The organism is Stenotrophomonas lactitubi, assembly GCF_002803515.1.
Taxonomy (GTDB): domain Bacteria; phylum Pseudomonadota; class Gammaproteobacteria; order Xanthomonadales; family Xanthomonadaceae; genus Stenotrophomonas; species Stenotrophomonas lactitubi.
Genome location: NZ_PHQX01000001.1, coordinates 3,119,964 through 3,144,544, shown reverse-complemented (window position 1 = coordinate 3,144,544; position 24,581 = coordinate 3,119,964). Strand labels below are relative to the sequence as shown.

Here is a 24,581-nt window from a genome sequence, read left to right as displayed (position 1 = left end):
GCCGGTGGCCGGCAACCGCGTGAACCGCCCATCCACGCATGGCGTGGATCTACTGGGCTTCGTTGAGCAGCTGTTCCAGGCCGGCGGTTTCAGCGGCCTCGTTGAAGGAATCGTTGCCCAGCCGCGCACGAACGAATGCAAGGCCATCGGCCGCCGCGGCGTCGAGTGTGCCCCGATGGTCGACCGGGTATCGGCGGAATGCCACCGGTTCGGCGCGCAGGGCCAGGCCGACCGCATACAGCAGGGTGGTCAGATAGGGCACGTCGCGGTCCTGGCTGCCGTGGCCCAGCATCAGCGGCTGGCTGAAGCCCCGCCGTGGCACGCCCAGGTAGTCATGCAGCAGTGCCCAGATGCCCGGTACCGAGGTCAGCGGCGCGCTGAACATTTCTCCTGTATTGGCGCCTTCCAGGGTGGCAGCCAATGGGCCGAGGCACTGCTGGCGCGCCAGCGCGACCCGTGCATGGCCTTCATCGCTGAGCACCTGCGCGATGCGCGGTTCCACCTGCAGCAGGCCATCGAGCAGGTAGGCGTGATAGGCGTTGACCGCCCCGGGATTGGGGGCGCGGTTGTCGGGCTTCATGACCAGCGCGGTCAGTTCGACGGCCGTGGGCGTGCCGGTGGTGAAGCTGCCGCGGTACTGCAGCGAGGGTCCATAGGAGGGTGCCAGATAGCCGGCAGTGAGTGCGGCGGCGCCGCCCTGCGAGTGGCCCACGGAGACCCAGCGTGGTGACAGCGTGGCGTTGCCGAGGAAATGGCGGCCGGCCTTGATGAGGTCGATGGCGTTGCGCGCGGAGGTACGCACGTGCAGGTAGGCATGGTCACCCGGGCTGCCCAGGCCTTGGTAATCGGCTGCAACGACGGCATAGCCCTGTCCCAGGAACTGGTCGAGGAAGCGGCCATCGCGCTCGGGCTGGTAGGGGCCCGATACCGAAGGCGCGCAGTGATCGGCGATGCCCTGGGTGCCGTGTGCCCAGGACACCACCGGCCAGCCACCTGCCGGCGCAGGCCCGGCGGGCAGGTAGACCAGCCCGGTGGCCTGGGCCAGGCGACCGTGATGATCGGGGGTGCGGTAGGCCAGCTTGTAGGCCTGGGCGGCCTGGGAGGGCACCCAGCTGGCGCGGTAGGGCGAGGCTGAGAGCAGGTCGCCCGGCTGCGCTGCGAGGGCGGCAACGGGGCTGGCGGCCAGAACGAGCAGGGCCGTGACCAGCAGGGTCGGGCGGGGGCGGAACCGCAGGGACGATGAGGACATGTGGCGCTCCATGCAGGCCGGGATGGCCTTTGCGCCGCAGTCTGGAAGCTGTCCTTCGCGCTGACTGGGACGGACGTCGCAGCGATCGCGGATTCGGAGAATTCCTAGCGATGACGCCAGGCAAAAAAAAGGCCCCTTGCGGGGCCTCTTTTCTTACTTCTTTTCCAGTCGCGCGTTGCGCTGGCCGGTGGCGGCGGACTTCTCGCCGGCAAACGGGTTCAGCTTGCGGACCATCCACGGGTACTTCGGCCACTTGCCTTCCAGCCACGGGTGGTCCGGCTGGTTCAGCTGCAGGACGCGGCGGGCGTCGTCGGCCAGGGTCTTGTTGCCCAGGTGGGTATAGGAATCGGCCAGTACCGCCACGGCATCGTTCTGGAACGCGCTCTGCGGGTAGGTTTCCAGCAGGTAGTTGGCGCGGCCGGCGGCCGAGACCCACGCGCCACGGCGCATGTAGTACAGGGCATTGTCGAGCTCGTGCTGGGCGAATACGTCACGCAGCACCAGCATCCGCTGGCGCGCATCGGCGGCATAGCGGCTGTTGGGGTAGCGGTCGACCACGATGTTGAAGTCTGAATACGCCTGGTGCGGCGTGGACAGATCGCGGCGGCTTGCGTCCAGCGACCATACGCGACGCAGGAAAACCGTATTGCGGTTGGAGTTGGCCAGGCCGCGCAGGTAGTACAGGTACGCGATGTTGCGGTGGGTCGGGTAGGTACGGATGAAGCGGTCGATGCTGGACACCGCGTCATCGTGCTTGCCGGCCTTGTACTGGGCATAGGCCGATTCGATCATCGCCTGCTCGGTGTACGGGCCGTAGGGATACTGCGCCACCAGACGGCGGAAGCTGGCTTCAGCGCCGCTCCAGTTGCCGCCTTGCATCAGCTTGTGGCTCTTTTCGTAGAGCTGTTCGACCGGGGTGCCTTCATCAGGGCGATCGCCCTTGGTGCCGCGGTTGCAGCCGGTGGCGACGATGACCAGCACCAGCAGAAGGGCGGTGAGGCGGACGGGCGCGGAGAGCAGGACGGAGCGTCGGATCATGGGGTCAATGCGGGACGCGGCTGGAATACGAAGGGTCGATGATAGCCTAGTGTCCTGTCCAGCGACTGAAACCGGCTCGCCGGGACCCCAAAATTTCAAAGATGCCCCCTGCCATGTCTGAACAACCCTCCGAATCGGCCCGCCAGGCCATTGTCCCCGACACCTCCGCCGGCCGTCGTTTCGACGCGGTCGTGGCCGAGCTGTTCCCCGAATACTCCCGCTCCCGCCTGACCGAGTGGATCAAGGCCGGCGACGTCCTGCTGGACGGCGCACAGGCGCGCCCGCGCGACGCACTGCGCGGCGGCGAGGTGGTCACCCTGCAGGTGGTGCTGGAAGCCCAGACCACCGCCGAGCCGGAAGACATCCCGCTGGACGTGCTGTTCGAGGACGAGCACCTGCTGGTGATCAACAAGCCTGTTGGTCTGGTCGTGCACCCCGGCGCCGGCAACCACAGCGGCACTCTGGTCAATGCGCTGCTGTACCGCGACCCGTCGGTGGCGGTGCTGCCGCGCGCGGGCATCGTGCATCGCCTGGACAAGGACACCAGCGGCGTGATGGTCGTGGCCCGCACGCTGGAAGCGCAGACCGCGCTGGTCGAGCAGCTGGCCGCCCGTGACGTGCACCGCCAGTACCTTGCCGTGGTGATGGGCGCGCTGGTGGCCGGTGGTACGGCCGATGCGCCGATTGACCGTCACCCGCGCGACCGCCTGAAGATGGGCGTGCGCGAGGATGGCAAGGAAGCGGTGACCCATTACCGCCTGCGCGAGCGCTTCCGCGCGCATACGGCGCTGGAATGCCGCCTGGAAACCGGGCGTACCCACCAGATCCGCGTGCACATGGCGCACCTGCGTCATCCGATCGTGGGCGATCAGCTGTACGGCGGCGCGCTGAAGCTGCCCAAGGGTGCAAGCGACGAGCTGGTGGCCGCGCTGCGCGGCTTCAAGCGCCAGGCCCTGCATGCAGAGACTCTGGAGTTCGTGCATCCGATCAGCGGTGAGCCGGTGCGCAATACCGCGCCGGCGCCGGCCGACATGCTGCACCTGATGAAGGTGCTGCGCGAAGACAGCGCCGCCTTCGCCGAACGCGAGCGGGACCGCTGGTAATGAATACCGCGCTGCCGCTGCTGCAGGCCGATTGGCCGACGCCCCCGGGTGTGCATGCGCTGACCACGCGCCGGCACGGCGCGGGCGCCTCGCCGGAGCCGTTCGCCCAGTTCAACCTGGGCAACCGGCACGCGGCCGACGGTGACACGCCGGCCAACGTTGAGCACAACCGGCAGTTGCTGCAGCAGGGGCTGGCGTTGCCATCGGCGCCGCATTGGCTGCGCCAGGTACACAGCAGCACCGTGCTGCGCTTTGGCGCGCCGCCGGTGGAGGGAGCCAGCGAGCCGGTGGCCGATGCCGCGGTGACCTCGGTACCGGGCGTGGTGCTGGCGATCCTCACTGCGGACTGCCTGCCGGTGGTGTTCGCCGCCGTCGATGGCAGCGAGGTGGGCGCTGCCCATGCCGGTTGGCGTGGACTGGCCGACGGCATGCTGGAGGCCACTGTGGCCGCCATGCAGACGCCGCCGGCACAGCTGCGCGCGTGGCTGGGCCCGGCAGCGGGACCGGCTGATTACGAGATCGGCGAAGAGGTGTACCACGCCTTCGTCGGCCATGACGCGGCCGCTGCTTCGGCCTTCATGGCGACCCGGCCCGGCCACTGGAAGGTGGATCTGTTCGCGCTGGCGCGACAGCGCCTGCAGGCGGCGGGCATGGGCCTGGGCAACATCCACGGCGGCACGGTCTCGACCATGGCGGATGCGGACCTGTACTCGCATCGCCGCGACCGCCGTACCGGCCGGATGGCGACGCTGGTGTGGATGGACTGATGCGGGGCGATCGCGTTGCGGGGGCAGAACCTGGCGGTGTGATCGTCTTCGACGGCGTCTGCGCGTTGTGCAGCCGCTGGGTGCGTTTCCTGCTGCGGTTCGACCGGCAGGAGCGCTTTCGCTTCGCGGCAATGCAGGGCGCGCAGGGCAGCGCGCTGTTGCGGGCGCACGGCCTGGACGCGCACGACCCGACGTCGTTCCTGCTGCTGGACGGGCAGGGCGCGTGGACCGATACCGATGCGATCCTGCGCGTTCTGGACGCACTGGGCGGTGCTTGGCGCCTGGCGGGCGTGCTGCGCGTGCTGCCACGGCGCTGGCGCGATGGTGCGTACCGCGTGCTGGCACGCAACCGCTATCGCTGGTTCGGGCGGCATGACGCCTGCTTCCTGCCGACGCCGGCACAGGCCGCGCGCTTCCTCGATTGATCGCCTGTTGTTGTAGAGCCGAGCCATGCTCGGCTGGCTTTTGTAGAGTCAAGCCATGCTCGATTGCTCCGCTCGACTCTACGGAAGAGCCAGCCGAGCATGGCTCGGCTCTACAGGAGCTCTTGCCTCAGCCCTCCAGCGCCTCGAGGTAGCTGCGGCGCCAGTGGTTGATGTCGTACGTGCGCAGATGTTCCATCATCGCGTGCCAGCGTTCCTGGCGCCTGCGCAGTGACATCGTGGCGGCGGTGGCAATGGCATCGGCCACACCATCCAGATCGTGCGGGTTGACCAGCAGTGCCTGCTTCAGTTCATCGGCGGCGCCGGCCAGCAGGGACAGCACCAGTACACCGGGATCTTCCGGGTCCTGCGATGCCACGTATTCCTTGGCGACCAGGTTCATGCCATCGCGCAACGGGGTGACCAGGCCGACAGCGGCGGCGCGGTAGAAACCGGTCAGGGTGGCGTGGGTGAAGTTCTGGTTGACGTAGCGCAGCGGGGTCCAGTCGGGCTCGGCGTGGCCACCGTTGATGTGGCCGGCGATCTGCTCCAGCTGGCTGCGCAGTTGCCGGTACTCGGTGACATCGCCGCGCGAGACCGGCGCGATCTGCAGGTAGGTGAGCGAGCCGCGCTGGTCGGGATGGCGCTGCAGGTAGCGTTCGAAGCCGAGGAAACGCTCGGGCAGCCCCTTGGAGTAGTCCAGGCGGTCCACGCCGATGGCGAGCTGGCGGTCGCGCAGGCTGCTGCGCAGGTTCTTCACTGCCGCCTTGCTGGCGGCGGTGCTGGCCTGGCGGGCGATCAGCTCGGTGTCGATGCCGATCGGGAACGCCGCGGCGCGGAAGTGGCGTCCACCGGGCGCTTCAAGGTTGCCGTTGTCGAGCACCCGACCGCCGCCGAACAGGCGCAGGTAGGTCTGGAAGCGATCGGCATCGCGCTGGGTCTGGAAGCCGACCAGGTCGTAGGCATACAGCGCCGAGAACAGCCGCAGATGGTCGGGCATGGCCTGCAGCAGGTCGGCCGAGGGCATCGGGATGTGCAGGAAGAAGCCGATGCGGCAGCCGATGCCGCGCTCGCGCAGCATCGCGCCGAGCGGAATCAGGTGGTAATCGTGGATCCAGACGATGTCGTCTTCGCGCAGCAGCGGCGCCAGCTTGTCGGCGAACAGTGCGTTGACCCTGTGGTAGGTCTCGCGGGTGCCGCGGTCGTAGTCGACCAGGTCCAGGCGGAAGTGCAGCAGGGGCCACAGGGTGCGGTTGGCAAAGCCGTTGTAGTAGCCGTCCACATCGCGCTTGGCCAGGTCCATGGTGACGTACTGGATGTCACCATCGCGCTGTTCGTGCAGCGCGCCACTGGCCTCGCGCACGCTTTTGCCGCTCCAGCCGAACCACAGCCCGCCGCGTTCTTTCAATGCCGCCAGCAGGCCCACGGCGAGGCCACCGGCGCGGTTTTCACCGGGGACGGCCACGCGGTTGGAAACGATGACAAGACGGCTCACGAGGCCTCCTGCCAGGAACGCGACAGGCGCATGGCCGCGGTGATCAGGCCGACATGCGAGTAGGTCTGCGGGAAGTTGCCCCAGGCTTCACCACCGTCGAAGGCAAGGTCCTCCGACAGCAGGCCCAGATGATTGCGTTGCTGCAGCAGCGCTTCGAACATCTCACGCGCTTCATCCATGCGGCCGATCGCAGCGAGCGCATCGATGTACCAGAACGTGCAGATGGTGAAGCTGGTTTCCGGCTCGCCGAAATCATCCGGTGCGATGTAGCGGTACAGCGCGTTGCCATGCTTGAGGTCACGGCCGATGGCCTCGACGGTGGCGACGAAGCGTGCGTCGTTGGCGTCGATGAAGCCGATGTCGGCCAGCAGCAGCAACGAGGCATCCAGTCGATGGCCATCGAAGGTATCGGTGAAGTGGCCGAGCTCCTCGCTCCAGGCTTTTTCCATGATGCGTGCGTGGATGGTGTCGGCACGTTCGCGCCAGTACTGCGCGCGGTCATCACGCTTCAGGCGCACGGCGATCTTGCACAGGCGATCGCACGCCGCCCAGCACATCGCGCTGGTGTAGGTGTGCACTTCGGTGCGGCCGCGGAATTCCCACAGGCCGGCGTCGGGCACGTCGTGCAGTGCGAAGGCCTGTTCACCCAGCGGTTCCAGCCGTGCGAAGGTATGGCTGTCACCCGGATCCTGCAGGCGGCGGTCGAAGAACAGCTGGGTGGAGGCCAGCACCACGCTGCCGTAGACATCGTGCTGGCGCTGCACCCAGGCCAGGTTGCCGCGCCGCACCGGGCCCATGCCGCGGTAGCCGGACAGGCTGGGTACTTCATCCTCGTCCAGCTTGGCTTCGAAGCCGATGCCATACAGCGGCTGCAGGGTGCCGTCGGTGGTGGCCAGATTGAAGATGTAGCCCAAGAACTGCTCCATCGTGCGGGTGGCGCCCAGACGGTTCAGCGCGCGCACCACGAAGGCGGCGTCGCGCAGCCAGCAGTAGCGGTAGTCCCAGTTGCGCACGCTGCCGGGTGCCTCCGGAATCGAGGTGGTCATCGCCGCGATGATCGCGCCGCTGTCCTCGTACTGGCAGAGCTTGAGGGTGATCGCACTGCGGATCACCGCGTCCTGCCATTCCAGCGGAATGGACAGGTAGCGCACCCATTCGCGCCAGTAGTCGCGCGTGCGCTGGAAGGCTTCCTGCACGTAGCCGCTGATGGAACGGTTGAGCGATTCATCCACGCCCAGGATCAGGTGGATGGGATGGTTGAGCACGAACGGCATGCCATCACGCACGAAGCGCACAGGTACGTCGGTGGTCAGGCGCAGCACATGCTCGGGCAGGATCCAGCGCACGTGGTTGCTGCCCCAGGTGGACTCGGGCACGCGCGCGCCCCAGTCGGCCAGTGGGCGCGCACGGATGACAATGCGCGGGCTGCCGGACAACGGACGCACCTGGCGGATCAGGCTGACCGGCCGGTAGAAACGATCGTTCTGGCGCCAGCGCGGGGCGAAATCTAGGATTTCCAGCGCGCCGCCATGCGCATCGCGCAGCACGGTGCGCAGGATCGCGGTGTTGGTGAGGTATTCCTGTTCGCTGTCGGCGAAGTCCTCCAGCTCGATGGCGAAGTCGCCGCCGGTCTGCTGGTTGGGGCTGAGCAGGGCACAGAAGGTCGGGTCGCCGTCGAAGGTCGGCAGGCAACTCCAGACAACACGGGCGTGTTTGTCGACCAGGGCGCCGAAGCTGCCGTTGCCGACCACGCCCAGATCAAGATCGGGTTGGGTCATCACGCGGTACATCTCGGTTGCGGCCGTGGGGGCCGGGGTCAATACGCATTCTCACGCAGCCAGGCGTGCACGCTGCGTATGTCGGGCAGCGCGAACACCGCCGCGCTGGGTTCACGTTCACCGATCAACACGCTCCAGCCATGCAGGCCGTTGGCTGCATCGAAGCCGAATTCATCGGTCAGGTCATCACCGAGGAACACCGGCAGACGCCCACGGAACGGCAGGTACTGCATCAGCCGACGTACGGCCCGGCCCTTGTTGGTAGCCACCGGAACGAATTCAACGACATGGTCGCCGGGCTGCAGGCGGTAGCTGGCGCGGCCGCGGATGTGGCGGTCGGCGAAGGCACGCACGTCGTTGGCTGCATGCGGCGCGCCACGCCAGTGCAGGGCCAGGCCTACGCCCTTGTTCTCGACCAGTACGCCGGGGTGGCCATGGGCGAAACGCATGGCTTGTTGATGAAGGGCATGCAGCCAGTCGGCGGTGTCGTCGCCATGCTCATCGCGTATCACGTGCCCGTCCTGTGCACGCAGCTCGTGGCCATGCAGGCCCGCGGCGGGAAGCTTGAGCGGCGCGAACAACTGGTCCAGCTGTTCAAGCGGGCGACCACTGACCAGTGCCACGGCACCTTCCAGTCGATCACTGATGCGGCCGATGGCTTCACGCACATCGGGGAGAAGCTGCACGGCGTCGGGGCGTGCAGCGAATTCGATCAGGGTGCCATCCACATCGAGGAACAACGCACAGGCGTCGTCCAGCAATGGAGGTGGCGGACGCAGGGGGAGCGGTTCAGCCATGGCGACCACCATGCCAGCGCCAGCGTGTACGTGGGGTCGAGGTCAGGCTACGGCTGGTAGCGCCGGCTGGTGCGGACCAACGGTCCGCACCCACCCGCAGCGATCAATGGCGTCCCGGTGGGTGCCGACCGTTGGTCGGCACGCCGTTCGCAGCAATCAGAACGTGTAACGCACGCGCCCGTAGTAATACGCACCGTTGCTGCCGATCGGCGACAGAACGTCGTAGGGCAGGTTGCCGAAGTAGTGGATGTCCTCGTTGGAGCGATCCGGGTAGTTGTCGGTCAGGTTCTGCCCACCGATGGCCACGCTCCACTGCGGCGTGATGCGGTACTCCACTTCCGCATCCAGCTGCCACTCGGCCTGGTAGGTCTGGCGCGGAATGTAGCCATCGCCGAAGTTGAATACGCGGGTGGCGCTGCCGTAGCGGTTCACCCGGCTGCTCAGCGACCAGCGGTCGTTGCTCCAGCTGGCCGCGAAACTGCCACGGGTGCGCGGCGTGGCATCGGTCAGCGTATTGGTCTCTTCGATGCCGAACAGTACGTAGTCCGGGTCGAGCGCCTGCAATTGCGCGGGCGTGGCCAATACGTTCTTCAAGGTGGTCTTGGTGTAGGCGTAGGTGCCGGTCAGCAACAATTGGCCATCGCCCAGCGACTGCCGCCAGTTGCTCACCAGCTCGGCGCCGCGGGTACGCGTGTCGGCGGCGTTGACGAAGAAACTGGCGCTCTGCAGGCCGCTGACGCCGTAGTTGGCGGCCACGTAGTCGGTCAGCGCATCGCCGGTGATGCTCTCCGACAATGCGATGCGGTCATCGATGTCGATCTGGAAGAAGTCCAGCGACAGGTCGAAGTGCTCGCCGATGCGGCTGGTGAAGCCGAGCGAAGTGTTCAGCGACTTCTCCGGCTTCAGGTCCTGCGCACCCAGGCCACGGGCGATGGGGTTGTTGACCGAGAGCAGGCGGCCCTGCACCAGCTGGCCACCGGCGTTGTAGCCGGTGGAGGTGGATTCGTAGCCGATCTGCGCCAGCGACGGCGCGCGGAAATTGTTGGAGATCGCGCCGCGCAGGGCGAATGCGGGGGTGAATTCGTAGCGCAGGCCGAGCTTGCCGGTCAGCTCGCCACCGAAGTCATCGCTGTGTTCGTAGCGCGCTGCCAGATCGGTGGAGAATTTCTCGCCGAACTGGCTGGACAGGCTGGCGTAGGCGCTGGCCACATCACGCGAGAGGGTGGCCGCGTCCTGCGGGGTCAGGCCGCCACCTGCCTGCGAGCCTGTCGGACGATCGGTGTACGGGCCGGCGGCGTAGCTGGCCGGGTCGCCTGGACGCGTCTGGTAGCGCTCGTGGCGGGCTTCCGCACCCAGGCCCAGGGTGTGGCTGATGCTGTCGGACTGGGAGAACACGCGGCTCAGATCGAAGTTGCCCACGGTCTGCGCGTACTCGTAGTCGGCGGTCTTGAAGCGGGTCGGGCTGGTCGGGCCCAGCGAGGCGTTCAGCGAATCACGCAGGCGGTAGGTGAAGTCGTTCTGGCCGTAATCCAGGCTGCCGTCGTAAGCCCATTCGCCCCACTGCCCGCGCACGCCGGCCACCGCCTGCACGTCGCGGTTCTCGCCTTCGGAGATCGGCCGGTAGCCATTGGGGTAGACCTGCTTCCAGTTGGCATCGCCGTCGGGGTAGCGGAAGTAGTTCGCGCCCTCGGTATCACGCTGGTTGAACGTGCCGAACGCATAGAACGTCGCGGTCTTGCCGACCGGGATCTCGGTGTTCAGCCACAGGTTGATGTCCTTGCTGGCGCCATCACCGAGCACGTAGTTGCGCTTGCCCTGCAGGGCGAGATTGGCCTCGGTCTGGTCCCACGGCGGAATCTGGTCGAAGCCGGCGCGGTTGGTGCCGTTGCGCTTCTTGTATTCCAGACCCACGCGCAGGAAGCCGCCGTCCTCGCCCAGCGAGGTGCCGACCTTGGCGCTGATGTTGCCGGTCTGGCCATCGGTGAGGGTGCGGCCGATCGGCTTGAGATCGGTGTGGTTGGCGCCGTAGCTGGCTTCGATCTCGCCACCGTCGCCACCGTTGTCGAGGATCACGTTGATCACGCCGGCCACCGCATCGGAGCCGTACAGCGCACCGGCGCCATCGCGCAGCACTTCGATGCGCTTGATGGCGCTGACCGGGATCGAATTGAAATCGACCGGGGTGGTGCCCTTGCCGATCTTGCTGTCGGTGTTGACCAGCGCGGTATGGTGGCGGCGCTTGCCGTTGATCAGCACCAGCACCTGGTCCGGCGACAGTCCGCGCAGCTGCGCGGCGCGCACATGGTCGGCGCCGCCGGAGTTGGACTGGCGCGGGAAGTTGAACGAGGGCAGCAGGGCCTGCAGGGCGCTGCCGAGCTCGCCATTGACCACACCCGCCTTGCGAATGTCCTCGGCGGTCAGCACGTCCACCGGCGAAGTGGATTCAAGCACGGTGCGGTCGGCAGCGCGGGTGCCGGTGACGATCACCGTGTCCAGGTTGGTGGCAGCGTCCTGGGCCGAAGCCAGGGCGGGGGACAGGGCGAGCGCGATGGCGAGGCCGAGCGGCGACGCGGACAGGCGGGGGGACATGCGGACTCCAGCAGCAACGACGTGGGGAAGGGGGGGAGATAGTTTCACTTACATCCATCCGGATGAAGCGATATATTATCTTGGCGTGAGGAGGTGGTGCGATGCAAGCCCCGGCTCCCATCGCATCACTTCATGCCCTGCCGGCATGAGGCCATTGGTTGCAGCCGCAACCGAGGCGCAGGTGTACCCTCCGTGCCCCTTCGTCGTGCTTTTTCCCCTTCCCGGAGTGCTGTTCCCGATGAAACACCTTGGCCTTGTCTTCGCCGTGCTGCTGGCAACCAGTGGCTGCGCCAGCCTGTCTTCCAAGGCGCCCAGCGCCTATGCCACCACCGCCGACCTGCAGGGCGACGCCGCGCGTCCGTCCAGCGGCCACGGCTGGGTGCGCAGCGAGCTGTACTTCGGTGTGGGCGAGGAGCAGGGCGCCGGTGACCGCCCGCAGGCCGACACCATCAGCGATGCGCAGTGGCGCGCTTTCCTGGACAAGGAAGTGACACCGCGCTTCCCGGATGGGCTGACTGTGTTCGATGCCTACGGCCAGTGGCTGTTCCGCGGCGATGCCACGCCCAACCGCCTGCGCACCAAGGTGCTGGTGGTGCTGCACGAGGACAGCCCGCAGCGCCGTGCCGACATCGAAGCGATCCGGCTGGCGTGGAAGCAGCAGACCAAGCACCAGTCGGTGCTGTGGTCGCGGCAGCCGGTTGACGTATCGTTCTGACCCAGAGGCGCCATAGTGGCGCTGCAGGGAATGACGATGAAACCCAGGGATGTGTTGTTGGGTGCGATGCTTGCCGGCGTGTTGGTGCCCGTGGCGCGGGCGCAGGATGAGGACCGGAGCCCGCTGCGGTTCTCGCCGGCAGCGGGCGTGCAGGTGTCGGCCGAGGTGCAGGAGGACGGCATGCTTGCCGTGCTGCTGCAGCCGGCAGGGAAGCGCCAGCGATTGCCTGGCGCGCCGGACGCCGATGGCAATTCGCGCCTGAGCGCAGAAGACCTCGATTTCGATGGACACCCTGAACTGGTCGTGCGCGCAGCGGTGGGCATGGTCAATGAGGCTGTTGCGGTCTATCGCTTCGACGCGGGCAGTGGTGAATTCCGCGCGCTGAAGGCGGTGACTCATGGACACGATCAGTGCGGTGAGCTGATGGGCCTCACTGCCGATGCCGCCACGCGCACGCTGACTGCCAGTTGCCGCAGCGGGCCGATGTGGTACACCGACGTGTATCGCTTCAACGGCCCGCAGCTCTATCTGTATCGGGGTGAGAATGTGCTGATGCTGGGCGATACGCTCAACCGGGCGCTGCACTGGGAAGAGACCGAAAGCCAAGGCCCGCTGGCGGTGTGGCGCACCTATGATCCCGCCGGCAAGGTGCTGGAAAGCGCCATTGGTGACGGATTGGGTGCACCCGCCAGCGGCGCACCGCTGCGGGGCCTGGATGCCACCGTGCTGCCTGCGCGCCTGTTCCTGTTCGACCGGCCCGGCGCATCAAGCACCAAGCGCTACCTGGTACAGGGCGATCGCGTGGAGATGCTGGATGAGCAGGATGGTTGGGTGAAGCTGCGTTACCGCACTCCGAAACAGGGCGCGATCGAGGGCTGGATCAACGTCAACGATTGACGGCAGCGCTGCCCGGAGTTTGCACAACAAGGCGATCGGCCTCTTGCCCACGGGAGCATCACTTCACCGGGTCTAGCCTCGGGTTTCCCCCGAACCAGGCTGCAGCACCATGAGCAAGCGCGTTGCCGAGATCGTCGTCGATACATTGCAGCAGGCGGGCGTCCGCCGTTGTTATGGCATCGTCGGCGACACCCTGAACCATGTCACCGACGCACTGCATCGCAGTGAAATCGAGTGGGTGCATGTGCGCCATGAAGAGGTCGCCGCGTTCGCGGCCGGTGCCGATTCATTGATCAGTGGCCAGCTGACCGCCTGCGCGGGCTCGTGCGGGCCTGGTGGCCTGCACTTCATCAACGGCATCTTCGAGAGCAACCGCAACCGTGCACCGATGGTGTTGATCGCCAGCCAGGTGGTCACCAGCGAACTCGGCATGGAGTTCCCGCAGGAAGTGGATTTCAAGGCGGTGTATGGCAGCTGCACGGTGTTCTGCGAGCAGGTGCACAGCCCGGCGCAGGCACGCCGCGTGGTGGCGCTGGCCTGCCAGGCGGCGATCAGCCGTCGCGGCGTGGCGGTGGTGATCCTGCCGGCCGACATCAGCGAAGCGGAAGTGAAGCACGATGTGCCGTTCTCGGTGCATTACACCCAGCCGGTGCTGCGCCCATCCGATAGCGAACTGCAGCAGATTGCCGAACTGCTGGGGCAGGGCAAGCGTATCGGCATCTATGCCGGCGCCGGTTGCCAGGGCGCGCATACGCAGCTGCTGGAACTGGCGCGGCGCCTGCAGGCACCGGTGGCGCACACGTCGCGTGCGAAGGACTTCGTCGAACCGGACAACCCGTACAACATGGGCATGACCGGTGTTTTCGGCATCGAATCCGGATTCCATACGTTGATGGAGTGCGACACGCTGCTGCTGCTCGGCGCGGATTTCGCCTGGGGCCAGTTCTATCCTGACAAGGCCACGATCATCCAGGTCGACCGCGACGGCAGCCACCTCGGTCGTCGTCACCCGGTGAACCTGGGCGTGGTCGGTGATATCGCGCCGACGCTGGATGCGCTGCTGCCGCTGCTGCCTCCTCGCGAAGACAGTAGCTTCCTGGACGAATGCATCGAGCATCGCGACAAGGCGCTGAAGAAGCGCGAGCAGGAGGAGCAGCCGGGTGAAGGCGAGCTGATCCATCCGCAGCACCTGACCGCGCTGCTGTCCAAATACGCTACCGACGACGCACTGTTCACCGCGGACGGTGGCTCGCCGATGGTGTGGGTGCTGCGCCACATCCGGGTGAACGGCCGGCGCCGCACGTTGACCAGCCTGCTGCACGGCACGATGGCCAACGCGATGCCGCAGGCGCTGGGTCTGCAGAAGGCATTTCCGGGAAGGCAGGTCATTTCGTTGTCCGGCGATGGCGGGCTGGCGATGCTGCTGGGCGATCTGCTGACGGCGGTGCAGGAAAATCTTCCGATCAAGGTGGTGGTGTTCAACAACGGCTCGCTGAACTTCGTCGAGCTGGAGCAGAAGGTGGAGGGCCTGCTGGACAACTACACCGACCTGAAGAATCCGGACTTCGGGCGGTTGGCCGAGGTGATCGGCTTCCACGGCCGCACGGTGACCCGCAGCGAGGATCTGGAGGAAGCGGTGCAGGATTTCCTGGCCCAGCGTGGGCCGGCCCTGCTGGACGTGCACACCAGTCGCGCGGAGCTGGTGATGCCGCCGCAGATCGAGGCCAAGCAGGTGGCGGGTACGGCGCTGTACGCGGCCAAGGCGGTGCTGAGCGGCCGCATCGATGACGTCAAGCATCTGCTGGTGGACAACTTCCTGAAGAAGTAAGAGGTTGGGTTTGATGCAGGGCTGCGCCCTGCACCCGCCGAGGCCAAAGCAACAGCCGAAGCCAAAGCAACAGCCGAAGCAACAGCAACAGCTTGCTATCCCTGGGATGGCGGGGTGGGTCCGGTTGCGGGGGACGCCGTAAACCCATCCTTGGGGGCTTGGCCGCGGCATCCATGCCGCGGACACCCCCGCAACCGGACCCACCCCGCCTTCGACAGATTTCCACGATCTGTCGGAATGGCATGGCCTGCTCTTGGTGGGTGTCGACTGCTTTTGGTGGGTGTCGACCTTGGTCGACACGTCGATCCACGCGATGCGTGGGTGGATTTCTGGGCATATCGACGGATGTGATCTCTGTAGAGCCGGGCCATGCCCGGCTCGCGAGCGAAGCGACCGGCTTCTGCTTTTGATCTTTTGATTCTCTTCCGTGGCTGGCGCCCGCAGGAAACTGTCAGGGGCCGGGCGGGTAGGTTGCGCGGGGGTGTCCGCGGCATGGATGCCGCGGCCAAGCCCCCAAGGATGGGTTCACGGCGTCCCCCGCGCAGCCTACCCACCCGGCCCAACACGGAAAATCGTAGTTCGCGACCAACCACGAGGGGCTCCGCCGTTGGCTGGAACCCATCATTCCACGCGGGAATTGGCGCGCCGGCCCCGCTGGGCCTACCATCGGCGGTCCCCACCCCCACCGCCCCTTCCATGTCCGCTCCCGCTTCCACCGCGCCGCGCCGCTGGTTCGTCGCTGGCGACTTCAATGGCTTCTTCGGCCTGGTCGTCGACAATCTTTCCATCCTCGGCTTCATTGCCATGGCCCTGGTCGGGATGTTCCAGTTCCCCGCCGACGTGGTCTTCGGCCGCATGTTCCCCGGCACTGCCCTGGGCGTGCTGGTCGGCAACCTGCTGTACACCCTGATGGCACGGCGCCTGGCCGCGCGTACCGGGCGCGATGACGTCACCGCCATGCCGCTGGGCCTGGATGCGCCGACCAGCATCGGCATGGCACTGCTGGTGCTGGGCCCGGCCTTCCTGGCCTTCAAGCAGCAGGGCCTGGACCCGCATGCCGCCGCCATCGCCACTTGGCAGCTGGGCATGGCCTCGCTGGTCATCATGGGCGTGCTCAAGCTGATCCTGTCCTTCTTCGGTGAAGCGGTGACCCGCGCGCTGCCACGTGCCGCGCTGCTGGGCTCCATCGCTGGCATTGCACTGGTGCTGATGGGCCTGCTGCCGTTGCTGGAAACCCTGCGCTCGCCGCTGGTCGGCTTCACCACGCTGGGCCTGCTGCTGTACGTGCTGATCGCCAAGGGCAAGCTGCCGCTGCGTGGTCCGGGTGTGCTGTTGGCGTTCGTGTTCGGCACCGTCCTGTATTACGGGCTTGGCCTGGCCGGGCTGGGCGTGCCCGGCTTCCAGATTCCGGCCTGGGTGCCGCCGCAGGTGGTACTGCCGCTGCCGACGCTGGGCTTCATCGAGGGCCTGCCGACCGCGATGACCTACCTGCCGCTGCTGCTGCCGTTCGGCCTGCTGATGGTGGTGGGTGGCATCAACGTATCCGAGAGCGCGCGCGCGGCCGGCGATGACTACCGCACCCGCGACATCCTGCTGGTGGAAGCGGTGGCCACGCTGGTGGCTGGCGTCTGCGGCGGCGTTGCGCAGACCACCCCGTACATCGGTCAGCCGGCCTACAAGCACATGGGCGCGCGCAGCGGCTACACGCTGCTGACCGGCCTTTTCGTTGGCATCGGCGGCATGCTCGGCATCATTTCCGGGCTGGTGCAGTGGCTGCCGCTGGCGGTGCTGGCGCCGATCATCGTGTACGTGTCAATCGACATCACCACCCAGGCGTTCCAGGCGACGCCGCGCCAGCATGCCGGCGCGATGGTGCTGGGCTTCCTGCCGTCGGCAGCTTACCTGCTGGCCATCAAGGCACCGGGCTGGATTCCGGCCGAGCAGATGGGCGCACTGCTGACCCACGTCGATGGCCACGGCCTGCCGGAGCTGGCGGTGATCTTCGCACTGGGCAACGGCTTCATCATCACGTCGATGCTGTGGATTGCCACCGTCGCGGCGATGGTCGATGGGCGCCTGCGTCGCGCCTGTGGCTTCCTGCTGGTGGCGGCGGGGCTCACCCTGTTCGGCCTGATCCATTCGGTGGATCCGCGCGGCGGCATCTACCTGCCGTGGGATCTGCAGGGCCTGGCCCGTGTCATCAGCTGGCAGTTCGCCGGCGCGTATGTGGCACTGGCCATCCTGCTGGGGCTGCTGTCGCTGCAGAAGCAGGCGGTGAAGCCGCTGGCTGAAAACGCCCATTGACCGGTAGCGCCGGGCCATGCCCGGCGTTGGGTTGCGTCGCCGCCGGGCATGGCCCGGCGCTACCGCTCTGAATCCAGCTCCGGGTAATGCCGGAAGATGCCGTTGGTGTTGAAGGCAAGCCGCCGCTCCGAAGCGAGATAGGCGGCGATGTTGGGCCGTTGCTCCACCCGATCCTTCAATGCGCGCAGCAGCGGCAGGGTGGGCCACAACGCCTGCATGCGACGCGGAAACATGTAGTCCAGCCCGCTCAGCAGCTGGAACAGTGACAGGTCCACGTAGGAGTGTTCGCGCAACGGGTGGCGACCGCCGTTGGCCTTCAGCACCTGCTCGAAGTAGCCGAGGAACTTCGGCAGGCGCTCACCGCGCATCGCTGCCGCGCGTGCCTTCGCTTCGGTCTTCTGGTCTTCGTAGTACTTCGACGCAGCGATCGGATGGTGGGTGTCGTGCACCTCGGCCACCAGATCGGCGATGGTCAGCTGCCACTGCAGCGCCTGCATGCGCCGCGAGGCGGCCTGCGGGACCAGATCCAGCGTCGGGCCGAGGAAATCGAGAATGGCCGCAACCTGTGCGATGACCTGTCGCCCGGCCTTCAGGAACGGTGGCGCGAAAGGTTGCGCACCTTCGCTGTGGCCGTCGAGGAACGGCTGCATCACCGCGTCGCCGTGCACCCGCGCCATGTCGACATAGTCGGCGCCGGCATCTTCCAGCGCCAGCCGCACGAATTCGCCACGGCCCTGGATGCCGGTCCAGTAGTACAGCGCGTACTGCATGAAGGCTTCTCCGCAAGACAAGAACAGCAGGGTCGCGCGTATCGCGCAAAGCAGGCGTGAACCACAACGCCAGCGGAATGGATGGGGAACCCTGCCGAATGAGGGGAGTCACACCTTGTCCATGCAGGTGAAAAGCGAGGTACTGCATCATGCAGAGTGGAAAAGCGGTCTGGCCCTGGGTTCTGGGCGTGGTGGTGGTGGGGGGCGCGGGCACATGGTTGTTCCGCGACCAGTTGCAGAGCCTGGCAGATGGCGTATCGGTGCCGGTGCAATCCGCGCCGACCTCGGCAGGCGCCGCACCGAAGCCTGTTGCCGTCGAAGAGCCCGCACCACCGCCGATCAGGCATCCGCTGGATTCCGAGGCCGCCGCTGACCCGGCGCTGCCGAAGCTCGCTGACAGCGATACCGCCGCCTGGAGCGCATTGAGCGAACTGTTCAAGGGCGAGGGTGCGTTGACCGTGCTGCTGCGTGATCACCTGATCCAGCGGCTGGTTACCCAGGTCGACAACCTGGACAAGGCCAGTGTGCCGCCTACCGCGCTGGCCGCTCGGCCGCTGCCGGGCAGCCTGCAGGTGGAGCAGGGCGAGGGCGGCGAACGCATCGCTGCGGCCAATGCAGCGCGCTATGCGCCCTATGTGCAGGCCTTCACTGCGCTCGACCCGGCGGCGGCGGCCTTGGCCTACAAGCGCTTCTATCCGTTGATCCAGCAGGCCTACGTCGATCTTGGAAAGCCCGATGGCTACTTCAATGATCGCCTGGTGTCAGTCATCGATCATCTGCTGGATACCCCTGAGCTGGCTCAAGCGCCGCTGGTGGAGCGCGATGAGCGCGGACGCTACCGCTTCGTCGATGCCACCCTTCAGTCGCGCTCGATCGGCCAGAAGGCCTTGCTGCGCATGGACGCGGGGCAGGCGCGGGCGGTCAAGCAGCAGCTGCGGGCGATCCGGGGCGCGATCACCCGTTGAGAGCCCCCGTCGTGCGGATGTGATCCGGATCAACGCGCCGACAACACCCCGTCCGGCATGCTGGCCGCAGGCTGACTGGCCTTCGAATGCAGTCGCAGCCACCCTTGAAACGGGGTGGGGCAACCGCATCTCTCAAGCATCGCCGGCGCGGCCGGCCAAGATGACCGATGAGGTTTCACAATGCGCATGGACAAGCTCACCTCGCGTTTCCAGCAGGCGCTGGCAGACGCGCAGTCGCTGGCGGTAGGCCGCGACAACAGTATCATTGAACCGGTACATGTCTTCAGTGCCCTGCTGGACCAGCAGGGCGGCAGCACCCGGCCGTTGCTGGCCCAGGCCGGCGTCAACGTGCCGGTGCTGCGCGAGCGCCTGGACGAGGCGCTTGAAGCACTGCCGAAGGTGTCCGGCCAGGCCGGCAACCTGTCGATCGGCAACGATCTCAACCGCCTGCTCAACCACACCGACAAGCTGGCACAGCAGCAGGGCGATGCCTTCATCGCCAGCGAGTGGTTCGTGCTGGCCGCGCTGGAAGACGGCGGCACGCTGGGCATGGCGCTGCGCGCTGCCGGTGCCGACAAGGCGCGCCTGCAGACCGCCATCGACAAGCTGCGTGGCGGCGAGAACGTGCAGTCGGAGAACGCCGAAGAACAGCGGCAGGCGCTGGAGAAGTACACCATCGACCTGACCGCGCGTGCCGAGAGCGGCAAGCTCGACCCGGTGATCGGCCGTGACGAGGAGATCCGCCGCACCATCCAGGTGCTGCAGCGTCGTACCAAGAACAACCCGGTGCTGATCGGCGAACCCGGCGTGGGCAAGACCGCCATCGTCGAAGGCCTGGCCCAGCGCATCATCAACGACGAAGTGCCCGAAGGCCTGCGTGGCAAGCGCGTGCTGTCGCTGGACATGGGCGCGCTGATCGCCGGTGCGAAGTTCCGCGGCGAATTCGAGGAGCGCCTGAAGGGCGTGCTCAACGACCTGGCCAAGAGCGAAGGGCAGATCATCCTGTTCATCGATGAGCTGCACACCATGGTCGGCGCGGGCAAGGCCGACGGCGCGATGGATGCCGGCAACATGCTCAAGCCGGCACTCGCACGCGGTGAACTGCACTGCGTCGGGGCGACCACGCTGGACGAGTACCGCAAATACATCGAAAAGGACGCCGCGCTGGAGCGCCGCTTCCAGAAGGTGTTCGTGGGTGAGCCGACGGTGGAGGACACCATCGCGATCCTGCGCGGCCTGAAGGAAAAGTACGCGGTGCATCACGGGGTGGAGATCACCGACCCGGCCATCGTCGCCGCGGCCACCCTGTCCAACCGCTACATCACCGACCGCCAGCTGCCGGACAAGGCCATCGACCTGATGGACGAAGCTGCTTCGCGCCTGCGCATGGAGATCGACTCCAAGCCGGAGGAACTGGATCGGCTGGAACGTCGCCTGATCCAGTTGAAGATCCAGCGCGAGATGCTGAAAAAGGAAAAGGACGATGCCTCGCGGCAACGTCTGGCCGACCTGGAAAACGATATCGACGCGCTGGAGCGCGAGTTCTCCGATCTCAACGAGGTCTGGAAGTCGGAGAAGGCCGCGCTGCAGGGCACGACCAAGCTCAAGGAACAGGTCGAGCAGGCCAAGGTTGAACTGGAGTCTGCGCAGCGCCGGCAGGATTTCGCCCGCATGAGCGAGATCCAGTATGGCGTGCTGCCGCAGCTGGAGAAGCAGCTGGCCGCCGCCCAGGAAGTGGAGAACCACGACTTCAAGCTGGTGCAGGACCGCGTCACCGACGAGGAGATCGCCGAGGTCGTCTCGCGTTGGACCGGCATCCCGGTCAACAAGATGCTGGAAGGCGAGCGTGACAAGCTGCTGCGCATGGAAGAGGTGCTGCACAACCGCGTGGTCGGCCAGGAAGAGGCGATCAAGGTGGTGTCCGACGCGGTGCGTCGTTCGCGCGCTGGCTTGTCCGATCCGAATCGACCGGGTGGCTCGTTCCTGTTCCTGGGCCCGACCGGCGTGGGCAAGACCGAACTGTGCAAGTCACTGGCCGAGTTCCTGTTCGACAGCGCCGACGCGATGATCCGCATCGACATGAGCGAGTTCATGGAGAAGCACAGCGTTGCACGCCTGATCGGTGCGCCCCCGGGCTACGTGGGCTACGAGGAAGGTGGTTACCTCACCGAGGCCGTGCGCCGTCGCCCGTATTCGTTGATCCTGCTGGATGAGGTGGAGAAGGCGCATCCGGATGTGTTCAACATCCTGCTGCAGGTGCTGGACGACGGTCGCCTGACCGACGGCCAGGGCCGCACGGTGGACTTCCGTAACACCGTCATCGTGATGACCTCCAACCTGGGTTCGCACCAGATCCAGGACATGAGTGGCGATGACACGCCGGAGGCCTACACGCAGATGAAGGCGGCGGTGATGGGGGTGGTGCAGGCGCACTTCCGTCCGGAGTTCATCAACCGCCTGGACGACATCGTGGTGTTCCATCCGCTGGACAAGCAGCAGATCAAGCAGATCGCGCGCATCCAGATGCGTGGCCTGGAAAAGCGCTTGGCCGAGCGTGGCCTGAAGCTGGTGGTGTCCGATGCGGCGTTCGATCTGCTCGGCAACGTTGGCTTCGATCCGGTCTACGGAGCGCGCCCGCTGAAGCGTGCGATCCAGGCGCAGTTGGAAAACCCGCTGGCGCAGCAGATCCTGTCCGGTGCGTTCGCCAACGGCGATACCATCGAAGTGGGCAACGACGGCGGCCATCTGGTGTTCGCCAAGGCCTGAGCCGAACGGGGCGCTGCATGATCGCAGCGCCCCGTTTCCGTTGTAGCGACCGGCCGCATCCGGCGCATGCCGGCAATGCTCAGAACCGGTGCGTATACCCGGTCATCAAGCCGAACTGGTTGGCCTTCTGCACGATCGGGCTGTCTGCCGCACCGCCCAGCAGGCGGGTGCCTTCCACGGCGATGTACCAGTTGCCGTTGCGACCGGCGCGATGGCTCCATTTCATGCCCAGGCCGGCGCTGACCAGACCGGCCTTGGGCTTGTGCTGGGCGAAACCGGTGCGAGCGGCCTGGTCAGGGCTGACGCCATACCAGGTCTGCATGTAGCCGCGGTTGCCGTAGTCGGTGGAGACGCTGCCGCTGACCACACCACCGGCCAGATCGAACAACGGCATCTCCAGATTCAGATGGATCTGCTGGGTGGCAAGGCCGTTGTCGCCCTTGTCGTCGTCTTTCAGCGTGTACTGCCACGAACCACTCAGTACTGCCTCACCCAGCGTATAGCCAGCTGCCAGGCCGACCAGGGGCCGGGTATCGATATCGCCCATGCCACGCAGGAAGTCCGAGCCGCCGAGGATCGAGTTCTTCTCGCGGCGGCTGCCGCTGCCACCGACGTAGGCACGCACGCGGGTGTGTTCGCCGATCGCCGTACCCCAACCCGCACCGCTGGTACCCAGAAACCAGCCACCCGGCGAGGTCACGTCGAAGGACAGTGTGGGTGCGGCCTGGAATTCCTCGCTGCCGCTGTAACGCGGGGCGACACCGCCGCCAGCAGCAAGCTCGAAGGTCCACTTGTCATCCTTGGCATGCGCTGCGGACGTCGCGAACAAGGGCAACAGGGCCAGGCCGAGCAGGGTGGGGAAACGGCGAAGGTGGGACATGGCAACTCTCTAAATTGGGAGGAAGTGCAGCGCGCGCATCCGGCGCGTGCTGCAGGGTCGCCAGCGTGGCGGGACGCCGGCGACCAATCCGTCCGCAGTTGTGCGGGAGTTGTAAGCAACTGTAAGGGCGGCCTGCGCCGTTCAGCTGGCAGCCATTGGCCAGTGCATTTCCAGGCGCGCGCCACCGAGGGTCGCGCGTCCCACGCGGAGCTCTCCGTGGTGACGAACCGCGATGCGCCCGGCGATGGCCAGGCCCAGGCCGAAGCCACCCGTGTCGCGGCTGCGGCTGTCATCCAGGCGGGTGAACGGGCGCAGCACCTTTTCGCGATCACCTTCGGCGATGCCGGGGCCATCGTCATCCACGCGCAGGCAGGCCTTGCCGGCCACGCTGACCAGTGACACCTCCACACGGGTGCGTGCATAACGCATCGCGTTGCCGACCAGGTTGCTCAGGGCCAGCTGCAGCAGGCGCGGCTCGGCATCCACGCGTGGCAGCGCACTGGGCCAGACCTGCAGTAGCAGGCCCGCGCGCTCGGCATCGCGCCGTGCGTCTTCCATGCAGGCCTGCAGCCAGTCGTTCGCTTCGATCCGCTGCATGGGCTCGGCGTCGCTGGGATGTTCCAGCCGCTCGTAGGCCAGCAGCTCGCTGACCAACCGGTTGAGCTCGGCCAGATCGCCATGCAGGCCGGCAGCGAGGTGTGCCCGTCGCGCCGGATCGTTGCTGTCCTGCATCAGGTCCAGGCCGAAGGCCAGGCGCGCGATCGGCGTGCGCAGCTCGTGGGAAATGGCATGGGTCAGATCGCGCTGCCGTTGCACCAGTTCGGCCACGCGCGCTGCCATGCGGTTGGAATGCTCGACGATGACCCGGATCTGCGAGCGCGGCGATACCTGCGCACGCGCCTGCAGGTCGCCGGCACCGATGCGGTCTGCATGACCCCGCAGCGCCTCCAGGTCGCGCCACAGCAGGCGTACCCAGGCATAGAGGCAGGCGCCCACCAGCAGCAGGATGCACAGGTAGGCGGCAGCGGTCATGTACAGGGTCATCTGCACTTCGCCGGGAAAGCGCAGCTCCAGCCAGCGTCCGTCAGCACCCTCGATGGGCAGCAGTACCTGCTGGTAGCGGTTGCGGACGATGAAGCCGTCCCCGCGCAGGGCAGCGCGCTCTTCGTCATCGAGTTGCGGCGGCGCATCCAGCAGTGACAGTGCAATGCCGTAGTGCGGTTGCCATTGCGCCACACGCTGCTGTTGCTGCGGGCGGTCCAGGCCGGCCAGTCCGCTGCGCAGTGCATACACCTGGCCGCGCACCTGTTCGACGAAGACACGTTCCTGCAGGGGCGTGTAGATGCGGTCCAGCAGATGGTTGAGGCTGAACACCGACACCAGCAGGCAGGCACCAGTGACGAACCACAGCCACAGGAACAGGCGCTTCACGCCGACCAGGCCGACGGGTTGAACTGGTAGCCGCGGCCCCAGACGGTCTTGATCCGGCGAGGTTCGCGCGCGTCGTCGCCCAGCTTGCGGCGCAGCTTGCCGATGCAGACATCCACGCTGCGGTCCAGGCCATCGAAACCGATGCCACGCGCCGCCTGCAGGATCTGGTCGCGCGAGAGGATCTGCCCGGGCTGGCTGGCCAGCAGCCAGAGGATCTCGAATTCGGTGGTACCCAGTTCCACCGGCTGCCCATGCAGGTGAACCTCGCGTTGCACGCGATCGATCAGCAGTTTGCCATGCATCAGCCGGCAAGGCACGCCCGCAGGGCCGCTGCCATGGCGACGGCGCAGCAGTGCGCGCAGGCGCGCCAGCAGCAGGCGCGGCTCGATCGGCTTGTGCACGTAGTCATCGGCGCCGGACTCCAGGCCCAGCACCTGTTCGATATCGTCCTCGCACGCCGTCAGCATCAGGATCGGCACGTCGGAAAAGCTGCGGATCTGCCGGCACACGTCGATGCCACCGAGGCCAGGCAGCATCAGGTCCAGCACCACCAGTTCCGGCGCGTGCTGGCGACAGGCCGCGCTGGCCAGGTCGCCGCGCGGTACGTGCTGCACGGCAAATCCATGTTCGCGCAGGTAGTCGCTGACCAGCTCGGCCAGGCGGCGGTCGTCCTCGACCAGCAGCACCTGGGTCGGGTTGCCGGTGGCGGGAGTCCACGGGGAGGGCTGCATCGGTAGGGCGTCCTTGTCCGGGGCGAAAGGCCCGGCGGCGAAGCCTAGCAATGGCC

General features: G+C 66.7%; 19 protein-coding genes. 9 read left to right on the top strand and 10 right to left on the bottom strand.

The window, feature by feature from the left end; all coding sequences use genetic code 11:
* Positions 1-49: 49 nt before the first annotated feature.
* Positions 50-1,249 carry a lipase family protein gene (locus CR156_RS14755; RefSeq protein ID WP_100553375.1) on the bottom strand — a complete coding sequence of 400 codons (1,200 nt, stop codon included), beginning with the start codon at positions 1,247-1,249 and terminating at the stop codon, positions 50-52.
* Between the two features lie 153 nt (positions 1,250-1,402).
* Positions 1,403-2,287, bottom strand: coding sequence for an outer membrane protein assembly factor BamD (locus CR156_RS14750; protein ID WP_100553374.1), 885 nt, complete (start codon positions 2,285-2,287; stop codon positions 1,403-1,405).
* 113 nt (positions 2,288-2,400) lie between these two features.
* Between CR156_RS14750 and rluD the strand changes: the two genes are divergently transcribed.
* The 3 genes from rluD to CR156_RS14735 are packed head-to-tail and all read left to right on the top strand — an operon-like array spanning position 2,401 to position 4,582.
* On the top strand, positions 2,401-3,390 hold the full coding sequence (gene rluD / locus CR156_RS14745) for a 23S rRNA pseudouridine(1911/1915/1917) synthase RluD (protein ID WP_089236593.1): 990 nt from the start codon (positions 2,401-2,403) through the stop codon (positions 3,388-3,390).
* Positions 3,390-4,157: a peptidoglycan editing factor PgeF gene (gene pgeF, locus CR156_RS14740; RefSeq protein ID WP_100553373.1), complete on the top strand. Its 768-nt coding sequence runs from the start codon at positions 3,390-3,392 to the stop codon at positions 4,155-4,157. Before rluD ends, pgeF begins: the two co-directional genes overlap by 1 nt.
* Complete coding sequence (locus CR156_RS14735; RefSeq protein ID WP_100553372.1) at positions 4,157-4,582, top strand: thiol-disulfide oxidoreductase DCC family protein; 426 nt, start codon at positions 4,157-4,159, stop codon at positions 4,580-4,582. The genes pgeF and CR156_RS14735 overlap by 1 nt, the downstream gene beginning before the upstream one ends.
* Positions 4,583-4,709: 127 nt before the next feature.
* On the opposite strand, the gene otsA is transcribed toward CR156_RS14735, so the two are convergent.
* The 4 genes from otsA to CR156_RS14715 all read right to left on the bottom strand — a co-directional run bounded on the left by otsA (position 4,710) and on the right by CR156_RS14715 (position 11,238).
* Positions 4,710-6,074 carry an alpha,alpha-trehalose-phosphate synthase (UDP-forming) gene (gene otsA / locus CR156_RS14730; RefSeq protein WP_100460157.1) on the bottom strand — a complete coding sequence of 455 codons (1,365 nt, stop codon included), beginning with the start codon at positions 6,072-6,074 and terminating at the stop codon, positions 4,710-4,712.
* Complete coding sequence (locus CR156_RS14725; RefSeq protein ID WP_099820903.1) at positions 6,071-7,852, bottom strand: glycoside hydrolase family 15 protein; 1,782 nt, start codon at positions 7,850-7,852, stop codon at positions 6,071-6,073. The genes otsA and CR156_RS14725 overlap by 4 nt, the downstream gene beginning before the upstream one ends.
* A 38-nt stretch (positions 7,853-7,890) precedes the next feature.
* Positions 7,891-8,649, bottom strand: a complete 759-nt coding sequence (gene otsB, locus CR156_RS14720; RefSeq protein ID WP_099820904.1) for a trehalose-phosphatase — start codon at positions 8,647-8,649, stop codon at positions 7,891-7,893.
* A gap of 156 nt (positions 8,650-8,805) precedes the next feature.
* On the bottom strand, positions 8,806-11,238 hold the full coding sequence (locus CR156_RS14715) for a TonB-dependent receptor plug domain-containing protein (RefSeq protein ID WP_100460156.1): 2,433 nt from the start codon (positions 11,236-11,238) through the stop codon (positions 8,806-8,808).
* Between the two features lie 238 nt (positions 11,239-11,476).
* Here CR156_RS14715 and CR156_RS14710 point away from each other — a divergent pair, with 238 nt between their 5' ends.
* The 4 genes from CR156_RS14710 (at position 11,477) to CR156_RS14690 (ending at position 16,982) form a co-directional block, all read left to right on the top strand.
* Complete coding sequence (locus tag CR156_RS14710; protein WP_165780999.1) at positions 11,477-11,953, top strand: DUF3574 domain-containing protein; 477 nt, start codon at positions 11,477-11,479, stop codon at positions 11,951-11,953.
* Between the two features lie 36 nt (positions 11,954-11,989).
* Complete coding sequence (locus tag CR156_RS14705; RefSeq protein ID WP_100553371.1) at positions 11,990-12,850, top strand: SH3 domain-containing protein; 861 nt, start codon at positions 11,990-11,992, stop codon at positions 12,848-12,850.
* 109 nt (positions 12,851-12,959) lie between these two features.
* Positions 12,960-14,678, top strand: coding sequence for a thiamine pyrophosphate-dependent enzyme (locus CR156_RS14700; protein ID WP_100553370.1), 1,719 nt, complete (start codon positions 12,960-12,962; stop codon positions 14,676-14,678).
* A 696-nt stretch (positions 14,679-15,374) separates the two neighbouring features.
* On the top strand, positions 15,375-16,982 hold the full coding sequence (locus CR156_RS14690; RefSeq protein ID WP_100553368.1) for a SulP family inorganic anion transporter: 1,608 nt from the start codon (positions 15,375-15,377) through the stop codon (positions 16,980-16,982).
* Between the two features lie 59 nt (positions 16,983-17,041).
* Here the strand turns inward: CR156_RS14690 and CR156_RS14685 are convergent, their stop codons facing one another.
* A complete protein-coding gene (locus tag CR156_RS14685; RefSeq protein WP_100553367.1) occupies positions 17,042-17,752 on the bottom strand; it encodes a glutathione S-transferase in 711 nt (236 codons plus the stop codon).
* 149 nt (positions 17,753-17,901) lie between these two features.
* Between CR156_RS14685 and CR156_RS14680 the strand changes: the two genes are divergently transcribed.
* Both CR156_RS14680 and clpB read left to right on the top strand, forming a co-directional pair.
* Complete coding sequence (locus CR156_RS14680) at positions 17,902-18,717, top strand: DUF3014 domain-containing protein (protein WP_100553366.1); 816 nt, start codon at positions 17,902-17,904, stop codon at positions 18,715-18,717.
* Positions 18,718-18,897: 180 nt separating this feature from the next.
* Positions 18,898-21,483, top strand: a complete 2,586-nt coding sequence (clpB, locus tag CR156_RS14675; protein ID WP_100553365.1) for an ATP-dependent chaperone ClpB — start codon at positions 18,898-18,900, stop codon at positions 21,481-21,483.
* Positions 21,484-21,562: 79 nt separating this feature from the next.
* Here clpB and CR156_RS14670 read toward each other — a convergent pair whose 3' ends face one another.
* From CR156_RS14670 to CR156_RS14660, 3 genes are all read right to left on the bottom strand, one after another.
* Complete coding sequence (locus CR156_RS14670; RefSeq protein ID WP_100553364.1) at positions 21,563-22,363, bottom strand: MipA/OmpV family protein; 801 nt, start codon at positions 22,361-22,363, stop codon at positions 21,563-21,565.
* Positions 22,364-22,504: 141 nt separating this feature from the next.
* A complete protein-coding gene (locus CR156_RS14665; RefSeq protein WP_100553363.1) occupies positions 22,505-23,794 on the bottom strand; it encodes an ATP-binding protein in 1,290 nt (429 codons plus the stop codon).
* Positions 23,791-24,525, bottom strand: coding sequence for a response regulator transcription factor (locus CR156_RS14660; RefSeq protein ID WP_100553362.1), 735 nt, complete (start codon positions 24,523-24,525; stop codon positions 23,791-23,793). Before CR156_RS14660 ends, CR156_RS14665 begins: the two co-directional genes overlap by 4 nt.
* Positions 24,526-24,581: the final 56 nt, after the last annotated feature.

Bases quoted from the DNA above. Each gene is read 5' to 3' on its own strand.
- CR156_RS14710 (WP_165780999.1), top strand. From the start codon at position 11,477: ATGAAACACCTTGGCCTTGTCTTCGCCGTGCTGCTGGCAACCAGTGGC.
- rluD (WP_089236593.1), top strand. From the start codon at position 2,401: ATGTCTGAACAACCCTCCGAATCGGCCCGCCAGGCCATTGTCCCCGAC.
- CR156_RS14670 (WP_100553364.1), bottom strand. From the start codon at position 22,363: ATGTCCCACCTTCGCCGTTTCCCCACCCTGCTCGGCCTGGCCCTGTTG.
- CR156_RS14755 (WP_100553375.1), bottom strand. From the start codon at position 1,249: ATGTCCTCATCGTCCCTGCGGTTCCGCCCCCGCCCGACCCTGCTGGTC.
- CR156_RS14690 (WP_100553368.1), top strand. From the start codon at position 15,375: ATGTCCGCTCCCGCTTCCACCGCGCCGCGCCGCTGGTTCGTCGCTGGC.
- CR156_RS14735 (WP_100553372.1), top strand. From the start codon at position 4,157: ATGCGGGGCGATCGCGTTGCGGGGGCAGAACCTGGCGGTGTGATCGTC.
- CR156_RS14705 (WP_100553371.1), top strand. From the start codon at position 11,990: ATGAAACCCAGGGATGTGTTGTTGGGTGCGATGCTTGCCGGCGTGTTG.
- CR156_RS14725 (WP_099820903.1), bottom strand. From the start codon at position 7,852: ATGACCCAACCCGATCTTGATCTGGGCGTGGTCGGCAACGGCAGCTTC.
- CR156_RS14660 (WP_100553362.1), bottom strand. From the start codon at position 24,525: ATGCAGCCCTCCCCGTGGACTCCCGCCACCGGCAACCCGACCCAGGTG.
- otsB (WP_099820904.1), bottom strand. From the start codon at position 8,649: ATGGCTGAACCGCTCCCCCTGCGTCCGCCACCTCCATTGCTGGACGAC.
- pgeF (WP_100553373.1), top strand. From the start codon at position 3,390: ATGAATACCGCGCTGCCGCTGCTGCAGGCCGATTGGCCGACGCCCCCG.
- CR156_RS14700 (WP_100553370.1), top strand. From the start codon at position 12,960: ATGAGCAAGCGCGTTGCCGAGATCGTCGTCGATACATTGCAGCAGGCG.
- clpB (WP_100553365.1), top strand. From the start codon at position 18,898: ATGCGCATGGACAAGCTCACCTCGCGTTTCCAGCAGGCGCTGGCAGAC.
- CR156_RS14680 (WP_100553366.1), top strand. From the start codon at position 17,902: ATGCAGAGTGGAAAAGCGGTCTGGCCCTGGGTTCTGGGCGTGGTGGTG.
- CR156_RS14715 (WP_100460156.1), bottom strand. From the start codon at position 11,238: ATGTCCCCCCGCCTGTCCGCGTCGCCGCTCGGCCTCGCCATCGCGCTC.
- CR156_RS14685 (WP_100553367.1), bottom strand. From the start codon at position 17,752: ATGCAGTACGCGCTGTACTACTGGACCGGCATCCAGGGCCGTGGCGAA.
- CR156_RS14750 (WP_100553374.1), bottom strand. From the start codon at position 2,287: ATGATCCGACGCTCCGTCCTGCTCTCCGCGCCCGTCCGCCTCACCGCC.